At 43.8% G+C, this 20,323-nt stretch carries 12 protein-coding genes, 9 tRNA genes, 3 rRNA genes and 1 other annotated feature (1 of these 25 cut by a window edge); all 24 genes read right to left on the bottom strand.

All coding sequences use genetic code 11. The annotated features are described in order from the left end of the window. Positions 1–1,398, bottom strand: coding sequence for a cysteine--tRNA ligase (gene cysS / locus CCK98_RS01310; protein WP_088084966.1), 1,398 nt, complete (start codon positions 1,396–1,398; stop codon positions 1–3). Beyond that, positions 1,379–2,047 (bottom strand): serine O-acetyltransferase, encoded by a 669-nt coding sequence (cysE, locus tag CCK98_RS01305; RefSeq protein ID WP_088084965.1) that lies wholly within the window; start codon positions 2,045–2,047, stop codon positions 1,379–1,381. The genes cysS and cysE overlap by 20 nt, the downstream gene beginning before the upstream one ends. A gap of 51 nt (positions 2,048–2,098) precedes the next feature. Then, positions 2,099–2,348, bottom strand: a binding site (T-box leader). 46 nt (positions 2,349–2,394) lie between these two features. Then, positions 2,395–3,852 carry a glutamate--tRNA ligase gene (gltX, locus tag CCK98_RS01300; protein WP_088084964.1) on the bottom strand — a complete coding sequence of 486 codons (1,458 nt, stop codon included), beginning with the start codon at positions 3,850–3,852 and terminating at the stop codon, positions 2,395–2,397. Between the two features lie 114 nt (positions 3,853–3,966). Then, the gene (gene ispF / locus CCK98_RS01295) at positions 3,967–4,449 is read right to left on the bottom strand and encodes a 2-C-methyl-D-erythritol 2,4-cyclodiphosphate synthase (RefSeq protein ID WP_088084963.1); all 483 of its coding nucleotides are present in this window, start codon (positions 4,447–4,449) and stop codon (positions 3,967–3,969) included. Between the two features lie 115 nt (positions 4,450–4,564). After that, positions 4,565–5,266: a 2-C-methyl-D-erythritol 4-phosphate cytidylyltransferase gene (gene ispD, locus CCK98_RS01290; protein WP_088084962.1), complete on the bottom strand. Its 702-nt coding sequence runs from the start codon at positions 5,264–5,266 to the stop codon at positions 4,565–4,567. Between the two features lie 212 nt (positions 5,267–5,478). Next, positions 5,479–6,567, bottom strand: coding sequence for a PIN/TRAM domain-containing protein (locus CCK98_RS01285; RefSeq protein ID WP_088084961.1), 1,089 nt, complete (start codon positions 6,565–6,567; stop codon positions 5,479–5,481). A gap of 206 nt (positions 6,568–6,773) precedes the next feature. After that, positions 6,774–7,847, bottom strand: a complete 1,074-nt coding sequence (gene disA, locus CCK98_RS01280) for a DNA integrity scanning diadenylate cyclase DisA (RefSeq protein WP_088084960.1) — start codon at positions 7,845–7,847, stop codon at positions 6,774–6,776. A 3-nt stretch (positions 7,848–7,850) separates the two neighbouring features. Beyond that, positions 7,851–9,233 carry a DNA repair protein RadA gene (gene radA, locus CCK98_RS01275; protein ID WP_088084959.1) on the bottom strand — a complete coding sequence of 461 codons (1,383 nt, stop codon included), beginning with the start codon at positions 9,231–9,233 and terminating at the stop codon, positions 7,851–7,853. Between the two features lie 112 nt (positions 9,234–9,345). Next, positions 9,346–11,787 (bottom strand): ATP-dependent protease ATP-binding subunit ClpC, encoded by a 2,442-nt coding sequence (gene clpC / locus CCK98_RS01270; RefSeq protein WP_088084958.1) that lies wholly within the window; start codon positions 11,785–11,787, stop codon positions 9,346–9,348. Between the two features lie 16 nt (positions 11,788–11,803). Further along, the gene (locus CCK98_RS01265; RefSeq protein ID WP_088084957.1) at positions 11,804–12,874 is read right to left on the bottom strand and encodes a protein arginine kinase; all 1,071 of its coding nucleotides are present in this window, start codon (positions 12,872–12,874) and stop codon (positions 11,804–11,806) included. Between the two features lies 1 nt (position 12,875). Further along, positions 12,876–13,424 (bottom strand): UvrB/UvrC motif-containing protein, encoded by a 549-nt coding sequence (locus CCK98_RS01260; RefSeq protein WP_088084956.1) that lies wholly within the window; start codon positions 13,422–13,424, stop codon positions 12,876–12,878. A 27-nt stretch (positions 13,425–13,451) separates the two neighbouring features. Continuing rightward, complete coding sequence (locus CCK98_RS01255; RefSeq protein ID WP_088084955.1) at positions 13,452–13,913, bottom strand: CtsR family transcriptional regulator; 462 nt, start codon at positions 13,911–13,913, stop codon at positions 13,452–13,454. Between the two features lie 403 nt (positions 13,914–14,316). Continuing rightward, positions 14,317–14,433, bottom strand: a 5S ribosomal RNA gene (rrf, locus tag CCK98_RS01245). 76 nt (positions 14,434–14,509) lie between these two features. Continuing rightward, a 23S ribosomal RNA gene (locus tag CCK98_RS01240) occupies positions 14,510–17,444 on the bottom strand. Between the two features lie 204 nt (positions 17,445–17,648). Further along, a 16S ribosomal RNA gene (locus CCK98_RS01235) occupies positions 17,649–19,198 on the bottom strand. The 16S, 23S and 5S rRNA genes sit together here with 9 tRNA genes alongside, the layout of an rRNA operon. 185 nt (positions 19,199–19,383) lie before the next feature. Next, positions 19,384–19,459 (bottom strand) — tRNA-Ala (locus tag CCK98_RS01230). Between the two features lie 20 nt (positions 19,460–19,479). Then, positions 19,480–19,556: transfer RNA gene (locus CCK98_RS01225), tRNA-Pro, on the bottom strand. Positions 19,557–19,562: 6 nt separating this feature from the next. Then, positions 19,563–19,636 (bottom strand) — tRNA-Arg (locus tag CCK98_RS01220). 22 nt (positions 19,637–19,658) lie between these two features. Continuing rightward, positions 19,659–19,747, bottom strand: a tRNA-Leu gene (locus CCK98_RS01215). Positions 19,748–19,757: 10 nt separating this feature from the next. Further along, a tRNA-Gly gene (locus CCK98_RS01210) sits at positions 19,758–19,832 on the bottom strand. Between the two features lie 14 nt (positions 19,833–19,846). Then, positions 19,847–19,931, bottom strand: a tRNA-Leu gene (locus tag CCK98_RS01205). 14 nt (positions 19,932–19,945) lie between these two features. Further along, positions 19,946–20,021, bottom strand: a tRNA-Lys gene (locus CCK98_RS01200). Between the two features lie 20 nt (positions 20,022–20,041). After that, a tRNA-Thr gene (locus CCK98_RS01195) sits at positions 20,042–20,117 on the bottom strand. 168 nt (positions 20,118–20,285) lie between these two features. Continuing rightward, a tRNA-Val gene (locus CCK98_RS01190) sits at positions 20,286–20,323 on the bottom strand (it continues 38 nt past the right edge of the window).

Raw genomic sequence — 20,323 nt, 5'->3', positions numbered from 1 at the left:
TTAGCCTCTTTTCCACCTTGTACCCTGCGGTGTATCTTCTAAAATAATATTCATTTCCTTTAGCTGATCTCTTATTTGGTCAGACAATTGGAAATTACGGTCTTTTCGAGCTTGGATTCGCTTTTCAATCAGCGCATCGATTTCTTCATCGAGCATTTCTTCTTTTTCAAATGTCAGCCCTAAGACATGGAATAACTTTTCAAATTGTTTTGTAAAGGAATCAATGACTTCTACAGCTGTATTTTTTTCTAAAAGATAATAATTAGCCAGTTTTGAAAGGTCGAATAAAACGGAAATAGCTTTAGCTGTATTGAAATCATCATCCATTGCCTCAATAAATTCCTCTTGCCTTTTTGCAATACCTTCAAGCCATACCTGATTCGAACCTGTTAAGTCAGTACTCGCTTCTTTCCGATGCTTTAAGTTTTGATAAGAGGTGGTTATGCGATCAAATGCTGCTCTCGTACTCTCCAGTAATTCCTCGCTGTAATTAATCGGATTGCGGTAATGAACGGATAACATAAAAAACCGTAACACTTGCGGATTATGTTTTTTAATAATGTCATGAACAAGGACGAAATTTCCTAATGATTTAGACATTTTTTCATTATCAATATTGATATAGCCATTGTGCATCCAGTAACGAGAAAATAATTTTCCTGACAGTGCTTCTGACTGGGCAATTTCATTTTCATGATGCGGGAAGGTCAAATCCTGTCCACCGGCATGAATATCAATGGTTTCGCCAAGATACTTTTTCGCCATTGCCGAGCACTCGATATGCCAGCCCGGCCGGCCAAGTCCCCACGGACTCTCCCAGAAGATTTCGCCTTCCTTGGCCGCTTTCCATAGGGCAAAGTCTAAGTCGTCTTGTTTCCTATCGCCGACTTCAATTCTTGCACCTACCTGCAGGTCATCAATGGATTGATGCGATAGCTTACCATATTCATCGAATTTTCTTGTCCGGAAATAAACATCCCCTGCAGATTCATAAGCGTAGCCTTTTTCGACTAATTGATTAATAAAATCAATGATAATGTCCATGTTTTCCATTACCCGTGGATGAACATCTGCCTTTTGGCAGCCTAATGCCGTCACATCTTCAAAATAAGCATTGATAAATCGGTCCGCAATCGCCGGAACACTTTCTCCTAACTGATTGGCTGCCCGAATCAATTTGTCATCGACATCGGTAAAATTGGAAACATATTGAACATCATAGCCGCGATATTCCAAATAGCGCCGAACGGTATCAAAGACGATTGCCGGACGTGCATTACCGATATGAATATAATTATAGACCGTCGGACCGCAAACATACATTTTCACTTTTCCTTCTTCGAGCGGTACGAATGTTTCCTTTTTGCGCGTTAGTGTATTATAAAGTTGAATGGCCATTGACTTTTATCCTTTCTCCTTTTAATTCTTCGAGTTCGTGCATTAATTTATCCAGATCATTTTGCATTTCCCTTAAGCGGTCTGCTACAGGGTCTGGTAAGTCACAGTGGTTCAAATCTCTTGTAATTCTTCTTCCATCCTGGATCACCACTCTCCCTGGAATCCCAACTACCGTTGAGTTAGGGGGTACCTCTATCAAAACAACCGAGCCGCCGCCAATTTTGGAATTTTCTCCAACGGTTATCGAACCAAGCACCTTTGCACCTGTGGCAATCAGGACATTATCCTTAATTGTCGGATGCCGCTTTCCTTTCTCTTTACCCGTTCCACCAAGTGTTACCCCTTGATATATAGTTACATTATCCCCAATTTCACACGTTTCCCCTATAACAACGCCCATACCATGGTCAATAAAAAATCTTCTGCCTATTTTTGCCCCAGGATGAATTTCAATTCCGGTAAAAAACCGGCTTACTTGCGAAATAACCCTGGCTAGAAAATAGAATTTCCGATTAAAGAGTGCATGCGCGAATCGATGTGACCAAATGGCATGCAAGCCTGAATACGTCAAGATGACTTCTAAATAACTTCTTGCTGCAGGATCTTGTTCAAAAACAACCTCAACGTCCTCCCTCAACTTCTTGAACATTTCCATTCTCCCCCTATTGTTTGGTAAACAAAAAAGCGCCTCTGTCTTAACGACAGAGACGCTTATGCGCGGTTCCACTCTGATTAGACCGAAAAGCTCGTTTTGGTAACGGAAAGCTTAATATGGGTCTCACTCTACCTGTTAACGGATAGGTTCCGCCCATTTCTACTAGAAGTTGACTCTTTTCGAAACAGGGCTCAGAGGTGCATTTCAAAAAACGAGAGGCTTAAACCACTTTCAGCCGGTGATGGTTTTCTCTTTAAAGCATCCTTTTTTTACTTATCCTCTTCTACACTTTAGTAACTATATAATTGTTTACTCTACTATATTACATTTCTTCCCCAATGTTAACTAATAATTTTATTAATTCTCGTTTGAACCTTATCTTTACCTAAAAGTTCAATTGCCATTGGCAGGTCTGGTCCATGTGTTTGACCTGTTACCGCCGCACGAATTGGCATAAATAGATTTTTCCCCTTTTGACCGGTCGACTTTTGAACTGCCTTCATGGCTGTCTTTATACCATCAGCGCGGAAATTTTCCAGTTGGTCAAGTTCATGTGAAAATGCCCTTAACACTTCTGGGACTGTTTCTGCTGCTAAAATTTCCTTCGCATCTTCTTCATAGATGGCATCCTCTTGAAAGAACATATCTGATAATTCCACGATTTCAGCACCAAAGCTCATTTTTTCCTGTAAAAGAGCTACAAGTCCTTGGAGCCATTGATACTGTTCATCTGTCATGCTTTCACTTATTCGGCCTGCCTTAATTAAGTGAGGCATAGCCAGATCAACTACACGGTTCATCTCAATTTTTTTCATATATTGGTTATTCATCCATAACAGCTTTTGCTTATCAAATAATGCTGGGGATTTGGAAAGGCGATTCGCATCAAATATTTCAATAAACTCGTTCTTAGAGTAAATTTCTTCTTCACCTGCCGGCGACCAGCCGAGTAAGGTGATAAAGTTAAATAATGCTTCTGGAATATAACCCAATTCTTCATATTGTTCAATAAACTGAATGATGGACTCATCACGCTTACTTAACTTTTTGCGGCTTTCATTGACAATCAAAGTCATATGTCCAAAAATTGGCGGCTCCCAGCCTAATGCTTCATAGACCATCAATTGCTTTGGCGTGTTAGAAATATGATCATCGCCACGGAGTACATGAGAGATTTTCATTAAATAATCATCAATTGTTACAGCAAAGTTATAGGTCGGAGTGCCATCCTTTTTAATGATGACCCAATCACCCATCCCTTCCGATTCAAACGAAACGCTGCCTTTGACCATATCATCAAACGCATAGGTTTTCCCTTCAGGTACGAGGATGCGGATGCTTGGCTGGCGGCCTTCGCTTTCAAATTGACGGCGTTGTTCATCGGTTAAATGACGGCATTTACCAGAATAATGTGGTGTTTCCCCTCTTTCGCTCTGGGCTTCCCGCTCTTCTTCAATCTCAGCTTCTGTACAATAACATTTATAGGCATGGCCATTTGCTAATAATTGGTTGTAGTAGGTTTCATAAAGATCATTACGCTCAGATTGGCGATAGGGACCATATTCGCCGCCAACGTCGACACTCTCGTCCCAATCCATCCCAAGCCATTTTAAATATTTTAACTGGCTTTCTTCTCCGCCTTCAATATTCCGCTTTTTATCGGTATCTTCAATTCGGATAATAAATTTCCCGCCATGATGGCGTGCAAATAAATAATTAAATAATGCAGTACGGGCGTTTCCAATATGTAAATGTCCCGTTGGACTTGGAGCATATCTTACACGAACTTCGTTTGACATAACTATAATGCCTCCATTCTCGAAAAGCAAAAGCCCCTAGGAGCTGGAGCTAGACAGCTTTACCATATGTTTTTATCTGATTCATTGTATCATTGTGCCCTTCACTGTAAAAGGTTAATTGTTAACCTTTTTTAACAATACAACCACCTGGGAGGCAATGCCTTCCCCTCTGCCAGTGAAGCCTAGCTTTTCTGTTGTTGTCGCCTTTACATTGACTTGTTCAGGTGCTGCCTCTAGTAATTCCGCAATCCTACCGCGCATTTGCTCAATATAGGGTGCCATTTTTGGCTGTTGAGCAATAATTGTACAATCGGCATTCACAAGCTCGTACCCTTTATTTTTCACCAATTGCCATACATGCTCCATCAGCTTCGCGGAGTCAGCATCTTTAAAATTTGGATCGGTATCCGGAAAGTGTTTGCCAATATCGCCTTCCCCAATCGCACCAAGGCAGGCATCGGAAACCGTATGTAATAACACATCAGCATCTGAATGACCTAGCAAACCCCTTTCATAAGGGATTGTAATCCCACCAATGATTAGCGGGCGCCCTTCTGTTAATTGATGGACATCAAAGCCCTGACCAATTCGAAACATCATTAAAAACCCCTTTTTTTCTATTGTCTAGCTACACAAGAATAAGCTTCGGAAGCAAAGCATCGCACGAAGGAAAAGCGATAGCTTTTTCGAGGAGCGCCTAGGAAAAAATGAACTACTTTTTTCCCTGGTCAAGGCGCTTCCGCTTTTCTATTATCGCTTCAGCAAAGAACAAGTCTTCTGGTGTGGTTAGTTTTATATTATCGTAATCGCCTTCTACCACCGCAACAGGATAGTGAAGCCGCTCAACCAAACTAGCGTCATCGGTCCCCAGAAAATGATCCTTTTCGGCCCTTTCATACGCTTCCTTAAGCAGCAAAATGCGAAAAGCTTGTGGGGTTTGAACAGCCCACAAGCTTGAACGTTCGACAGTTTCAACTACCACACCATCATTTATCTTTTTCATGGTGTCTTTTGCCGGCACTCCCAAAATAGCTGCACCTGTTTCTTCAGCCATTTCAATTAAACGGTGGATATGTTCTTTTAAGATAAAAGGACGTGCCGCATCATGCACAAGAATAATCCCGTCGGTTTCGACTGATTTAAGTGCATTATAAATACTATCTTGACGTTCATTTCCACCCGGTACTAAGTTATTTACCTTCGTCACATGATACCGATCGAGTAACACTTGAAATTCTGGTTTATCCTGTGGGTGAATCGCTAAAATAATCCCGCTGCAAGCTTCATCCTGTTCAAACACCCTTAATGTATGGATTAGAACAGGAATACCGTTAAGTTCCAATAAAAGCTTATTTTTCCCTGCTCCCATTCTTTTTCCCTGGCCCGCTGCCGGGAGAATGACTTGGTAGGTCATATCATTACCCCACTCTATCTAATATCTAATCTAGCTCCATAAGATTATGCTTCGGAGCGAAGCCTCGCACGAAAGAAAAGCGTTAGCTTTTCTGAGGAGCGCCTAAAGGCTCTATGGTCTACAGCCAATCCAGCGGGAAGGTCAAAGAACGACCTTCCCGCCGGCTCGTCTTATGCTTGTCGCCCCTGAGCAAGGCGCTTCCGCTTTTTAAGCTAAAGTGCTTTTTCTAATAATTTGGGCTTGGCAAATATCATTCGTCCTGCCGATGTCTGGAGAACACTCGTTACGAGAACCTCGATTCTTTTCCCGATATACTCTCTACCTTCCTCGACCACAATCATCGTTCCGTCATCTAAATAAGCAACGCCCTGATGATATTCTTTTCCATCCTTAATGACTTGAACGGTTAATTCCTCACCAGGAAGGACAACAGGCTTGACGGCATTTGCTAAATCATTGATGTTTAACACAGATACATTTTGCAATTCACAGACTTTATTCAGATTAAAATCATTCGTGACCAAGATGCCATTGGTTATTTTAGCTAATTTAACGAGCTTTGAGTCCACTTCACTAATTTCCTCAAAATCGCCCTCATAAATTTCTACCTTTATGGCGAGTTCCTTTTGAATTCGGTTTAATATATCCAAGCCTCTGCGGCCGCGATTTCGTTTTAACACATCGGAAGAATCGGCAATATGCTGTAATTCCTCAAGGACGAACTGTGGAATAACAATCGTTCCTTCTAAAAATCCAGTCTGACAAATATCAGCAACGCGCCCATCAATGATAACGCTCGTATCTAATATTTTCAAAGGATGATTAACTTCCTTATCATTCTCTTCCTCACTGGATTTTTTCTTGTTACCGCGGTTTCCAAAAAGACCTAATAATTCATCTCTCTTCTTGAAGCCCACCTGAAAGCCGAGATAACCAAACAAAATGGTCAGTAATATCGGAGCCACAGCATTTAATATTGGGACTTGCACGGCATTCAGGGCAAAGCCGATTAAAAACGCAACCAACAATCCAAAGAATAGACCTACACTACCAAAAAGGACATCTGTTACAGGAACTTTCACTAAAGAATCTTCAGCCCATTTAATAAAGTTAAAAACATAATCTACTGCCCAAAAGGTAATAAGATAAAAAATAATAGCACCTATAATAGCAGTGATATACGAGTTGTTAATTAAGGGAATGTCATTGATATGAAGTAAATTGAACAATTCCGGTAATAACAAAATACCAAGCGTACCACCTATAATGAGGAAGCAAGCCTGCACAATACGTTTTAACATTCCTTCACCTCCTCTATTCATTATAAACATATTCATGGAAATGAAACCTTAATTTACAGATTATTTTTCGATTACAAAAACGTATTAAATTTAATTTGTTAGTGAAAATTAATAGGTTGAAGATTCTCCCCTAGGGTAGCATTGGATAATTTTTCTGTCAAACAATTGGATTTTTTTAACTTTTAGGAACCTAGATATAATTGCTTTTATAGATGGCGATCGGTGTATAACCGCTCTTTGATCAATTTAAAGCCTTCCTTAATCTTTTTGGCACGAACTTCCCCGATTCCTTCCACATCATCAAGTTCTTCCACTGTTGCGGTTATTATTTTTGAAAGCTCACCAAAACTGCTGATGAGATTTTCAATAATGATGGATGGAAGTCTTGGAATTTTATTAAGAATTCTGTAGCCGCGCGGACTTTTATTCTCATCAAGGTGCACATAGCCAAGGTATCCCATCAATTTTAATAAGACCATATCCTCAATGGTACCGCTCGTAGCCATGGCCTGCATCCGTCCAATCACTTCTCTGGCCTTGATGTCTCTGTCGAAGGCATAATCTTTAATAATGAGCATTGTCTCGTCTTCGAGATCTGTTAATATTTCATTCAATTGTAAACGAATGAGACGACCTTCTGTTCCTAACTCATGTAAATAGGTTAGAAGTTCATTCTTAATCTTTAAGACCATTTCAAAACGATGGAGAACAAGTAAAAAATCGTTATAGGTTACGGATTCCTCGAACTCTAGGATACTCAAATTGCTGATACTTTGTTCCAAAACGGTTTTATACTTCTCAAGCGTCTGAATGGCTTGATTGGCTTTTGTTAAAATTACCGCAATATCTTTTAATGCATAGCGAAAATTCCCTTGATACAGGGTAATGACATTTCTTCTTTGGGAAATGGCAATCACTAGAGCTTTTGTTTGTTTCGCTACTCTTTCTGCTGTGCGGTGCCGCATCCCTGTTTCAGAAGAAGGTATATCGGAATCAGGGGCTAACTGGGCATTGGCAAAAAGAATTTTATTTCCTAATTCATTGAGGATAATGGCCCCGTCCATTTTTGCTAGTTCATATAAAAAGCTGGGCGAAAATGGGCAATTGATTTCAAAGCCGCCGTCAACGATACTTTTTACCTTTTCGTTAAAACCAATGACAATAAGCCCGCCTGTGTTCGCACGGAGCACATTGTCGATTCCCTCGCGAATGGGTGTACCAGGTGCAAGGAACTGTAAAACTTCACTTACGGTATGCTCACCAAGCTTTTTACTCTCCATCTGCTACACTCCTAACGCTGCTTTTAATGCTTCGCTCACTGACTTCACACCAATGAGTTCAACTCCGTTTGGGCCCTTCCAGCCGCTAAGATTATTAGCTGGTAGAATGACTCGCTCAAATCCTAGCTTGGCCGCTTCCTGGACACGCTGCTCAATCCTTGAAACCCTTCTTACTTCACCGGTTAACCCGACTTCTCCAATAATACAATCGGTTGGTCTTGTTGGTTTATCTCTAAAGCTTGACGCAATACTGACAGCAACGGCTAAATCAATTGCTGGTTCATCTAATTTTACGCCTCCTGCAACTTTTAGGTAAGCATCCTGATTCTGAAGAAGCATCCCAACTCGCTTTTCTAATACCGCCATCAAAAGCGGCACACGGTTATGGTCAATTCCTGTGGCCATTCTTCTTGGGTTCCCAAAGCTAGTGGGGGAAATTAACGCTTGAATTTCAACGAGGACCGGCCTTGTCCCTTCCATCGATGCGACCACCGTTGAGCCAGCAGCACCTCGTGAACGCTCTTCTAAAAATATCTCGGAGGGATTTGCCACTTCTTCAAGACCGAATTCTTTCATTTCAAAGATTCCCATTTCATTGGTTGAACCAAAACGGTTTTTAACTGCCCGTAAAATCCGATAGGTATGATGTCTTTCACCTTCAAAATAGAGGACGGTATCCACCATATGCTCTAACAGCCTAGGGCCGGCTATCGATCCTTCTTTGGTTACGTGTCCAACAATAAAGATCGCAATCCCTTTGGTTTTCCCAATTCTCATTAATTCCGAGGTACACTCACGCACCTGTGAGACACTCCCAGGCGCGCTTGTCACATCTGGGTGAAATACCGTTTGGATAGAATCAATAATGACAAAGCTTGGATTTGTACTATCAATGGTCCGGTTAATTTCCTCAAGATTCGTTTCAGAGTAAACGAGGAGATTTTCAGAGGATATTCCTAATCGCTCCGCACGAAGCTTTGTTTGCCGTAATGATTCCTCACCAGATATGTATAAAACCTTATTTCCTTTATTCGCTAATTGCGATGATACCTGTAACAGAAGCGTTGATTTACCGATTCCAGGGTCTCCGCCAATCAGCACTAAGGATCCCTTGACCACACCCCCGCCAAGTACCCGGTTTAATTCATTTAAGTCCGTTTGAATCCTTGGTTCATTCTCCATTTCAATGGAATTGATCGGCATTGGTTTGGTTAACAGTCCTGATCCGCCTTGGGAATGGGCGAATGCCCCTCTTCTTGTTGCACCAGTTACTTCAACTTCTTCGACCATCTTATTCCATTCACCGCAGCCAGGGCATTTCCCCATCCACTTTGGAGATTCATACCCGCACTCCTGACACATAAACTTTGTCTTACGTTTTGCCATTCTACTTCGATCCTCTCGTTGAAACATTACAAATAATTAAAAAAAGAGGTACACGGTTTAGCTTTATTAACGTGTACCTCTCATGGTATAGCAACACTAATTGATTACATTTCTATTTTACCAAACTTGTTTTCTCTTCCATTCGAACAATAAATTCTCCATTATCAACATCGATCACCGCATGCTGACCTGTTAATAATGTTCCTTTTAATAGTTCTTCTGAAAGTCGGTCTTCAATATGCTTTTGAATCGCACGGCGCAATGGTCTTGCCCCATACTCAGGGTCATAACCTTCCTGAGAAATTTTTTCCTTTGCTGCTAAAGTTAATTCTAAAGAAATATTTTGCTCTTTTAAGCGTTTAATTAACTGCTCTGAAAGTAAAGTTACAATCTCTTCAAGATGCTTTCTCTCCAACGCATGGAAAACAATAATTTCATCAATACGGTTCAAGAATTCAGGGCGGAAGGCTTTCTTTAATTCGCCCATTACTTTCCCCTTCATGTCTTTATAATCCTGTTCGCCATCCTGAATATTAAAGCCGACATACTTGTTCCGTTTTAATGCTTCAGCACCAACATTGGATGTCATAATCAAGACGGTATTACGGAAATCTACTGTTCTTCCTTTTGAATCAGTCAAACGGCCATCTTCTAGAACCTGCAAAAGGATATTAAATACATCTGGATGTGCCTTTTCAATTTCATCAAGCAAAACAACGGAATATGGCTTTCTGCGAACCTTCTCTGTTAATTGTCCGCCTTCCTCATAGCCGACATATCCTGGCGGTGAACCAACAAGACGAGAGGTAGAATGCTTCTCCATATACTCGGACATGTCAATCCGAATCATCGCATCCTCGTCACCAAACATGGCTTCAGCAAGGGCACGGGCTAATTCTGTTTTCCCTACACCAGTCGGTCCTAAGAAAACGAAGGAGCCAATTGGCCGTTTTGGATCTTTTAATCCTGCTCTGGCACGACGGACAGCCTTAGATACTGCCTTAACAGCCTCCTCCTGGCCAATGACACGAGAATGGAGAACTTCCTCTAAATTAAGCAGCTTCGTCATCTCTGTTTGAGCTAGCTTGGAAACAGGGACACCGGTCCAGCTTGAAACAACACTTGCAATATCTTCAACTGTTACTTCATTGTTTTCTTTCCCTTGCTTTTCTTTCCAGTTCTTCTTTGTTTCCTCTAGTTGTTCACGCAAACGCTGCTCCGTATCCCGTAAAGAAGCCGCTTTTTCAAATTCTTGACTTTGGACTGCAGAATCCTTTTCCTTTCGTACTTCCTCAAGCTTCACTTCTAATTCTTTTAAATTAGGTGGAGTGGTAAAGGAACGAAGACGTACCTTGGAACCTGCTTCATCGATTAAATCAATCGCTTTATCTGGCAGGAAGCGATCAGAGATATAGCGGTCTGATAGTTTAACAGCTGCCTTAATCGCTTCATCTGTAATGGAGACACGGTGATGGGCTTCATACCGGTCACGTAACCCTTCTAAAATCTGAATTGATTCTTCCGCTGTTGGTTCATCGACACGAATTGGCTGGAATCGTCGTTCTAAAGCGGCATCTTTTTCGATATATTTGCGATATTCATCCAGTGTGGTTGCTCCAATACATTGGAGTTCTCCACGAGCAAGCGATGGTTTTAAGATATTGGAAGCATCAATAGCCCCTTCTGCACCACCCGCACCAATCAATGTATGCAACTCATCAATGAAAAGAATAATATTTCCTGCTTGGCGAATTTCATCCATGACTTTTTTCAAACGATCTTCAAATTCACCGCGGTATTTTGTCCCTGCAACGACTGTCCCCATATCTAGCGTCATAACGCGTTTATCACGCAAAATTTCAGGAACTTCGTTATTGACAATTTGTTGGGCGAGTCCTTCTGCAATGGCTGTTTTACCTACACCAGGCTCTCCAATTAATACCGGATTATTTTTTGTCCGACGGCTTAACACTTCAATCACACGTTGAATTTCCTTACCGCGCCCAATAACAGGATCCAGGCTTCCTTCGCGGGCAATTGATGTTAGATCCCGTGCAAGGCTATCTAGCGTCGGCGTATTAGCACTTGCTGATGCCCCGCCTTGATGCCCGCCAGACTCATTACTTCCTAATAGTTGAAGAACTTGCTGTCTTGCCTTATTTAAACTAACTCCCAAATTATTAAGTACTCGGGCAGCAACCCCTTCTCCTTCTCGGATTAAGCCAAGGAGAATATGCTCGGTCCCTACATAAGAATGCCCTAATTTTCGTGCTTCATCCATCGATAATTCAATGACCTTTTTAGCTCTTGGAGTATAGTGAATGGTTTGAGAAGCATCCTGTCCTTTGCCAATTAAATTTTCTACTTCTTTTTGGATTTTTTCAGAACCTAGCCCAAGTCCATAAAGGGCTTTCGCAGCAATCCCTTCACCTTCCCGAGTTAACCCCAATAAAATGTGCTCTGTTCCAATATTGTTATGACCAAGACGAATCGCTTCCTCTTGTGCTAAAGCTAGAACTTTCTGCGCTCTTTCAGTAAAACGGCCGAACATCATATTCTTTTCCTCCCCACTATTTTTCTTGCTCCATTTTTATTCGTTCCCTAATTAATGCTGCCCGTCTGATGTCTCTTTCATGTGGTCTTAATGAACCCCCAGCATATTGCTGTAAGAATCCTGGCTGGGTCAATATCATTAATTCATTTAAGATTGTCTTAGGCATTTTATCAATATAACCCATATCTATTCCAAGCCGAACATCGGATAAACATCTAGCTGCTTCTTTCGATTCAATAATTCGGCTATTAGATAACACACCTAATGATCTGAATACCCTGTCTTCTAATTGTATGTTCGAAGTTTTTCGTAATGCTTCACGGGCCGACCTTTCTTGTGAAATGAGTTGACTTACAACCCCTTTTAGGTCACGGCCAATGTCCTCTTCTGATTTACCAAGTGTGATTTGATTAGAAATTTGAAATATATTACCTAATGCTTCGCTACCTTCACCATAAATTCCTCTAACAACAAGACCTAATTGGTGAATTGCAGGAATAATTTTATTAATTTGCTGTGTTAACATTAACCCTGGCAAGTGCATCATGACCGAAGCACGTAGACCTGTACCAACGTTAGTAGGACAACTGGTTAAATAGCCGTGTTTTTCATCAAATGCGTATTGAATATTACTTTCAAGCCAATCATCGATTTCATTCGCAGCATCCAACGCTTCAGATAATTGCAAACCTGGATACAAGCATTGAATCCGAATATGATCCTCTTCATTAATCATAATACTAACTTCTTCATTTTCGGTTAATAGAACTGCCCCATATGGTGAATCTTCAGCTAGATGAGGGCTTATTATATGTTTTTCAACTAATACCCTTTTTTGGAGCGGCTGTAATTCTTCAATTTTCAACAATTCCATTTGGCCAAACTTTTGAATAGGAGACTGTTTTAAAATTTCTTCCATATTTTCAATAATCAATTTTGCTTCATCATGTGAAAAAAGGGTTGGAAATTTATAAGCATCAAAGTTACGAGCCAAACGAATCCGGGAGCTAAGGACAATATCTGAATCCGGTCCCTCCGCACTCATCCAGGAGCTGACAGCTTGATTTAGAAATCGTTCAAGCGACATGTTATTCCCCTCCCTCATGGCTGGCTGTTAAATTCTTCTCCAACTTTCGTATTTCATCACGAATCTCTGCCGCCTTTTCAAATTCTTCATTGTGGATTGAATCCTTTAGATTACTTTTCAATTCTTCAATTTGTTTACGAAGATGGATTCCTCCGCCAATTCTCTTCGGTATTTTCCCATTATGTGTCCAGTTCCCGCTATGAAGTCGTCTTAAAACTGGTATAAGTTGTTCTTTAAACGCTTCGTAACAATGGGAACATCCAAAGCGGCCTACCTTTAGAAATTGTGGAAAAGTCATTGAGCAAGAGTCACATTGAAGAATCTCCTCCTGGTGGAAGGGACTTTGGCTTGGCTTTTGAAAGTTTGGATCAATATTTAATAATCCTGCTAATAAATTATTAAAAGCAAAACCAGATTCCCCATTGAAAATGAACATTTCTCCCTTTTCCTGAGCACACTTTTCACAAAGATGCACTTCAGTCTTTTCACCATTAATGATTTTTGTAAAATGAAGAGCTGCAGGTCTTTGATTACATTCTTGGCAAATCATATTTTCACCTCTTACTCAGAAAAAAATTTATTTATATTTTAAAGATGTTAACATCGCTTTTAGCATTCGTGCTCTTAATTCATCACGGTATGGAAGATCAATATAAAGAACGGAACGATCGATTACACTTAACATAATTTTCGCTTCCCGCTGTGAAATAATTTCTTCTTGGACGAGCCTTAAAATGACGTCCTCTGCACTTGTTTGACTAACCCTGCCTTGGATAAGTGAGAGCAATTGATCAATTAAATGGGCCAAGTCATGGGATTGAACCTTCATGATCCTTATATACCCACCACCGCCCCGTTTACTCTCCACAATATATCCTCTTTCAATTGTAAAACGGGTATTGATCACATAATTTATTTGAGATGGTACACATTGAAATTTATCAGCGATTTCACTTCGTTTAATTTCAACAAGATCCTTTTCACTTAATTCCAATACTTGTTTAAGATATTTTTCAATAATATCAGAGATGTTTCTCATCTTCCCACCCCCATTCTCTGACTTTGACTATATTTGACTAAATTATACTGAATTTTTTATGTAGATGCAATGATTCACTACTAATGATTTTCTCCAAATCCCGCCATTGTGAAACGTACATTAGTTAAAATATGTAGGGGTGAAATTGAGAACAAAAAAAAACAACCATTTCTGGTTGCTTTTGACTTGTGTTGGCTATGAACTGCTTTCATTAGGGGTTGGGAGCGGCCCTGCTTTGTTACCGTCCATGGTCTTTTTTTCTGTTGTATGGGCACAATTATTCTTTTTTGTGACCGGCCCAGGCTCTTTTCCTCTTCCATGGGCACAATTATCATTTACTGATCACCCATACATAGATCTTCGAAAACACAAAAAAACAACCATTTCTGGTTGTCTTAGATTTGCCTGGCAACGTCCTACTCTCACAGGGACGCGTGTCCCAACTACCATCGGCGCTGAGAAGCTTAACTTCCGTGTTCGGTATGGGAACGGGTGTGACCTTCTCGCCATTGCTGCCAGACTATTTTTTTAGAGGTATCATTCCCTCAAAACTAGATAATGCAGAAGAAGTTTGTAAAAACAAGTTGCCTTAAAAATTGGTTAAGTCCTCGAACGATTAGTATCAGTCAGCTCCACATGTTACCACGCTTCCACCTCTGACCTATCAACCTGATCATCTTTCAGGGTTCTTACTAGCTTGCGCTATGGGAAATCTCATCTTGAGGGGGGCTTCATGCTTAGATGCTTTCAGCACTTATCCCGTCCGCACATAGCTACCCAGCGATGCCCTTGGCAGAACAACTGGTACACCAGCGGTGCGTCCATCCCGGTCCTCTCGTACTAAGGACAGCTCCTCTCAAATTTCCTGCGCCCACGACGGATAGGGACCGAACTGTCTCACGACGTTCTGAACCCAGCTCGCGTACCGCTTTAATGGGCGAACAGCCCAACCCTTGGGACCGACTACAGCCCCAGGATGCGATGAGCCGACATCGAGGTGCCAAACCTCCCCGTCGATGTGGACTCTTGGGGGAGATAAGCCTGTTATCCCCGGGGTAGCTTTTATCCGTTGAGCGATGGCCCTTCCATGCGGAACCACCGGATCACTAAGCCCGACTTTCGTCCCTGCTCGACTTGTAGGTCTCGCAGTCAAGCTCCCTTGTGCCTTTACACTCTGCGAATGATTTCCAACCATTCTGAGGGAACCTTTGGGCGCCTCCGTTACTCTTTAGGAGGCGACCGCCCCAGTCAAACTGCCCACCTGACACTGTCTCCCACCCCGATCAGGGGTGCGGGTTAGAATTTCAATACAGCCAGGGTAGTATCCCACCGACGCCTCCACCGAAGCTAGCGCTCCGGCTTCTCAGGCTCCTACCTATCCTGTACAAGCTGTACCAAAATTCAATATCAGGCTACAGTAAAGCTCCACGGGGTCTTTCCGTCCTGTCGCGGGTAACCTGCATCTTCACAGGTACTATAATTTCACCGAGTCTCTCGTTGAGACAGTGCCCAGATCGTTACGCCTTTCGTGCGGGTCGGAACTTACCCGACAAGGAATTTCGCTACCTTAGGACCGTTATAGTTACGGCCGCCGTTTACTGGGGCTTCGATTCAGAGCTTCGCTTGCGCTAACCCCTCCTCTTAACCTTCCAGCACCGGGCAGGCGTCAGCCCCTATACTTCGCCTTGCGGCTTCGCAGAGACCTGTGTTTTTGCTAAACAGTCGCCTGGGCCTATTCACTGCGGCTCTTCGAGGCTATTCACCTCAAAAAGCACCCCTTCTCCCGAAGTTACGGGGTCATTTTGCCGAGTTCCTTAACGAGAGTTCTCTCGCTCACCTTAGGATTCTCTCCTCGCCTACCTGTGTCGGTTTGCGGTACGGGCACCTTTTATCTCGCTAGAGGCTTTTCTTGGCAGTGTGGAATCAGGAACTTCGGTACTAAATTTCCCTCGCTATCACAGCTCAGCCTTCGCGAGAAGCGGATTTGCCTACTTCTCAGCCTAACTGCTTAGACGCGCATATCCAACAGCGCGCTTACCCTATCCTCCTGCGTCCCCCCATTGCTCAAACGATAAAGAGGTGGTACAGGAATATCAACCTGTTGTCCATCGCCTACGCCTTTCGGCCTCGGCTTAGGTCCCGACTAACCCTGAGCGGACGAGCCTTCCTCAGGAAACCTTAGGCATTCGGTGGATGAGATTCTCACTCATCTTTCGCTACTCATACCGGCATTCTCACTTCTAAGCGCTCCACCAGTCCTTACGGTCTAGCTTCAACGCCCTTAGAACGCTCTCCTACCACTGACATCTACGATGTCAATCCACAGCTTCGGTGATACGTTTAGCCCCGGTACATTTTCGGCGCAGAGTCATTCGACCAGTGAGCTATTACGCACTCTTTAAATGGTGGCTGCTTCTAAGCCAACATCCTGGTTGTCTAAACAACTCCACATCCTTTTCCACTTAACGTATACTTTGGGACCTTAGCTGGTGGTCTGGGCTGTTTCCCTTTTGACTACGGATCTTATCACTCGCAGTCTGACTCCCACGGATAAGTCTTTGGCATTCGGAGTTTGTCTGAATTCGGTAACCCGATGAGGGCCCCTAGTCCAAACAGTGCTCTACCTCCAAGACTCTTACTACGTGAGGCTAGCCCTAAAGCTATTTCGGAGAGAACCAGCTATCTCCAAGTTCGATTGGAATTTCTCCGCTACCCACACCTCATCCCCGCACTTTTCAACGTGCGTGGGTTCGGGCCTCCATCCAGTGTTACCTGGACTTCACCCTGGACATGGGTAGATCACCTGGTTTCGGGTCTACGACCACATACTCATACGCCCTATTCAGACTCGCTTTCGCTGCGGCTCCGTCTCTTCAACTTAACCTTGCATGGGATCGTAACTCGCCGGTTCATTCTACAAAAGGCACGCTATCACCCATTAACGGGCTCTAACTACTTGTAGGCACACGGTTTCAGGAACTATTTCACTCCCCTTCCGGGGTGCTTTTCACCTTTCCCTCACGGTACTGGTTCACTATCGGTCACTAGGGAGTATTTAGCCTTGGGAGATGGTCCTCCCTGCTTCCGACCGGATTTCTCGTGTCCGGCCGTACTCAGGATCCACTCAGGAGGGAACGAAGTTTCGACTACAGGGTTTTTACCTTCTATGACGGACCTTTCCAGATCGCTTCATCTACCCCGTTCCTTTGTAACTCCATGTTGAGTGTCCTACAACCCCAAGAGGCAAGCCTCTTGGTTTGGGCTATGTCCCGTTTCGCTCGCCGCTACTCAGGGAATCGCGTTTGCTTTCTCTTCCTCCGGGTACTTAGATGTTTCAGTTCCCCGGGTATGCCTTCCATACCCTATGTATTCAGGTAAAGATACTGTTCCATTACGAACAGCGGGTTCCCCCATTCGGAAATCTCCGGATCAAAGCTTACTTACAGCTCCCCGAAGCATATCGGTGTTAGTCCCGTCCTTCATCGGCTCCTAGTGCCAAGGCATTCACCGTGCGCCCTTTCTAACTTAACCTAAAAGGTTATTCTCTTACTTACATAAGAGAGAAAACTAAAATGGCATTGACTCGGTTCTTACATTGACTTCTTCATTACGATTATCTAGTTTTCAAAGAACGATTAAAAAAAGCTTTGAGAGAATTGTACTCTCAAAACTAAACAAACAAAGATCGTGTCACAAACTGTTTTGTCTGGCTCACAGGTCCAGCTTTATCCTTAGAAAGGAGGTGATCCAGCCGCACCTTCCGATACGGCTACCTTGTTACGACTTCACCCCAATCATCTGTCCCACCTTAGGCGGCTGGCTCCTTACGGTTACCCCACCGACTTCGGGTGTTACAAACTCTCGTGGTGTGACGGGCGGTGTGTACAAGGCCCGGGAACGTATTCACCGCGGCATGCTGATCCGCGATTACTAGCGATTCCGGCTTCATGCAGGCGAGTTGCAGCCTGCAATCCGAACTGAGAATGGTTTTATGGGATTGGCTAAACCTCGCGGTCTTGCAGCCCTTTGTACCATCCATTGTAGCACGTGTGTAGCCCAGGTCATAAGGGGCATGATGATTTGACGTCATCCCCACCTTCCTCCGGTTTGTCACCGGCAGTCACCTTAGAGTGCCCAACTAAATGCTGGCAACTAAGATCAAGGGTTGCGCTCGTTGCGGGACTTAACCCAACATCTCACGACACGAGCTGACGACAACCATGCACCACCTGTCACTCTGTCCCCCGAAGGGGAACGTCCTATCTCTAGGAGTGTCAGAGGATGTCAAGACCTGGTAAGGTTCTTCGCGTTGCTTCGAATTAAACCACATGCTCCACCGCTTGTGCGGGCCCCCGTCAATTCCTTTGAGTTTCAGCCTTGCGGCCGTACTCCCCAGGCGGAGTGCTTAATGCGTTAGCTGCAGCACTAAGGGGCGGAAACCCCCTAACACTTAGCACTCATCGTTTACGGCGTGGACTACCAGGGTATCTAATCCTGTTTGCTCCCCACGCTTTCGCGCCTCAGCGTCAGTTACAGACCAGAAAGCCGCCTTCGCCACTGGTGTTCCTCCACATCTCTACGCATTTCACCGCTACACGTGGAATTCCGCTTTCCTCTTCTGCACTCAAGTCCCCCAGTTTCCAATGACCCTCCACGGTTGAGCCGTGGGCTTTCACATCAGACTTAAAGGACCGCCTGCGCGCGCTTTACGCCCAATAATTCCGGACAACGCTTGCCACCTACGTATTACCGCGGCTGCTGGCACGTAGTTAGCCGTGGCTTTCTGGTTAGGTACCGTCAAGGTATCGGCAGTTACTCCGGTACTTGTTCTTCCCTAACAACAGAGCTTTACGACCCGAAGGCCTTCATCGCTCACGCGGCGTTGCTCCATCAGACTTTCGTCCATTGTGGAAGATTCCCTACTGCTGCCTCCCGTAGGAGTCTGGGCCGTGTCTCAGTCCCAGTGTGGCCGATCACCCTCTCAGGTCGGCTACGCATCGTCGCCTTGGTGAGCCGTTACCTCACCAACTAGCTAATGCGCCGCGGGCCCATCTGTAAGTGTCAGCCGAAACCGACTTTCAGCTTTTCCTCATGAGAGGAAAAGGATTACCCGGTATTAGCACCGGTTTCCCGGTGTTATCCCAGTCTTACAGGCAGGTTGCCCACGTGTTACTCACCCGTCCGCCGCTAACCAACAGGAGCAAGCTCCTATTGATTCGCTCGACTTGCATGTATTAGGCACGCCGCCAGCGTTCGTCCTGAGCCAGGATCAAACTCTCCAAGAAAGTTGATTAGCTCATTTTGTTACGTTGGCTTAGCTTCACTTTCATACGAAAGATCCACTAATAATTTTTTTGTTTGTTTACACGTCTTGTTTGTTTAGTTTTCAAAGAACAATTTCATGTCGTTTGTGCGACTTTATTATATTAACAGAGTGTTAATACTGTGTCAATAAAATAATTAAAATTTTTGGTGGAGCCTAGCGGGATCGAACCGCTGACCTCCTGCGTGCAAAGCAGGCGCTCTCCCAGCTGAGCTAAGGCCCCATAAAGTTATAAGTAAAGAATGGTCGGGAAGACAGGATTCGAACCTGCGACCCCTTGGTCCCAAACCAAGTGCTCTACCAAGCTGAGCTACTTCCCGTAAAAGTGCGCCCTGAGAGATTCGAACTCCCGACCTTTTGATTCGTAGTCAAACACTCTATCCAGCTGAGCTAAGGGCGCATATGAATTTAATAAACTTAAATGGTGCCGAGGACCGGAATCGAACCGGTACGGTAGTCACCTACCGCAGGATTTTAAGTCCTGTGCGTCTGCCAGTTCCGCCACCCCGGCTTAAAAAAATTGGAGCGGAAGACGGGATTCGAACCCGCGACCCCCACCTTGGCAAGGTGATGTTCTACCACTGAACTACTTCCGCATATGAAAATTAAATGGTGCGGGTGAAGGGAGTCGAACCCCCACGCCTTGCGGCGCCAGATCCTAAGTCTGGTGCGTCTGCCAATTCCGCCACACCCGCATATTCATTTAAAATGGTGAGCCATGAAGGACTCGAACCTTCGACCCTCTGATTAAAAGTCAGATGCTCTACCAACTGAGCTAATGGCTCATCCTAAGATGAAAGAAAAATGGTGCCGGCGAGAGGACTTGAACCCCCAACCTACTGATTACAAGTCAGTTGCTCTACCAATTGAGCTACCCCGGCATATAGTTTGGAAAAATATAAACTTTGAACACGCTGATTTCTTTGCCGTCATCCTGACCTCAGAAAGCTTATGCAAGCAGCAGCTCGGTCAGTATGCTGAAGTTTATTCAAGGAGATTATTCAATCGTGCTCTACCAATTGAGCTACTCCGGCATTTATAGGTAAATATGGTGGAGGATGACGGGCTCGAACCGCCGACCCTCTGC

It is taken from the genome of Bacillus sp. OV166, assembly GCF_900177675.1.
GTDB lineage: Bacteria > Bacillota > Bacilli > Bacillales > Cytobacillaceae > Neobacillus.
This window is presented reverse-complemented; position numbering and strand designations above follow the sequence as displayed.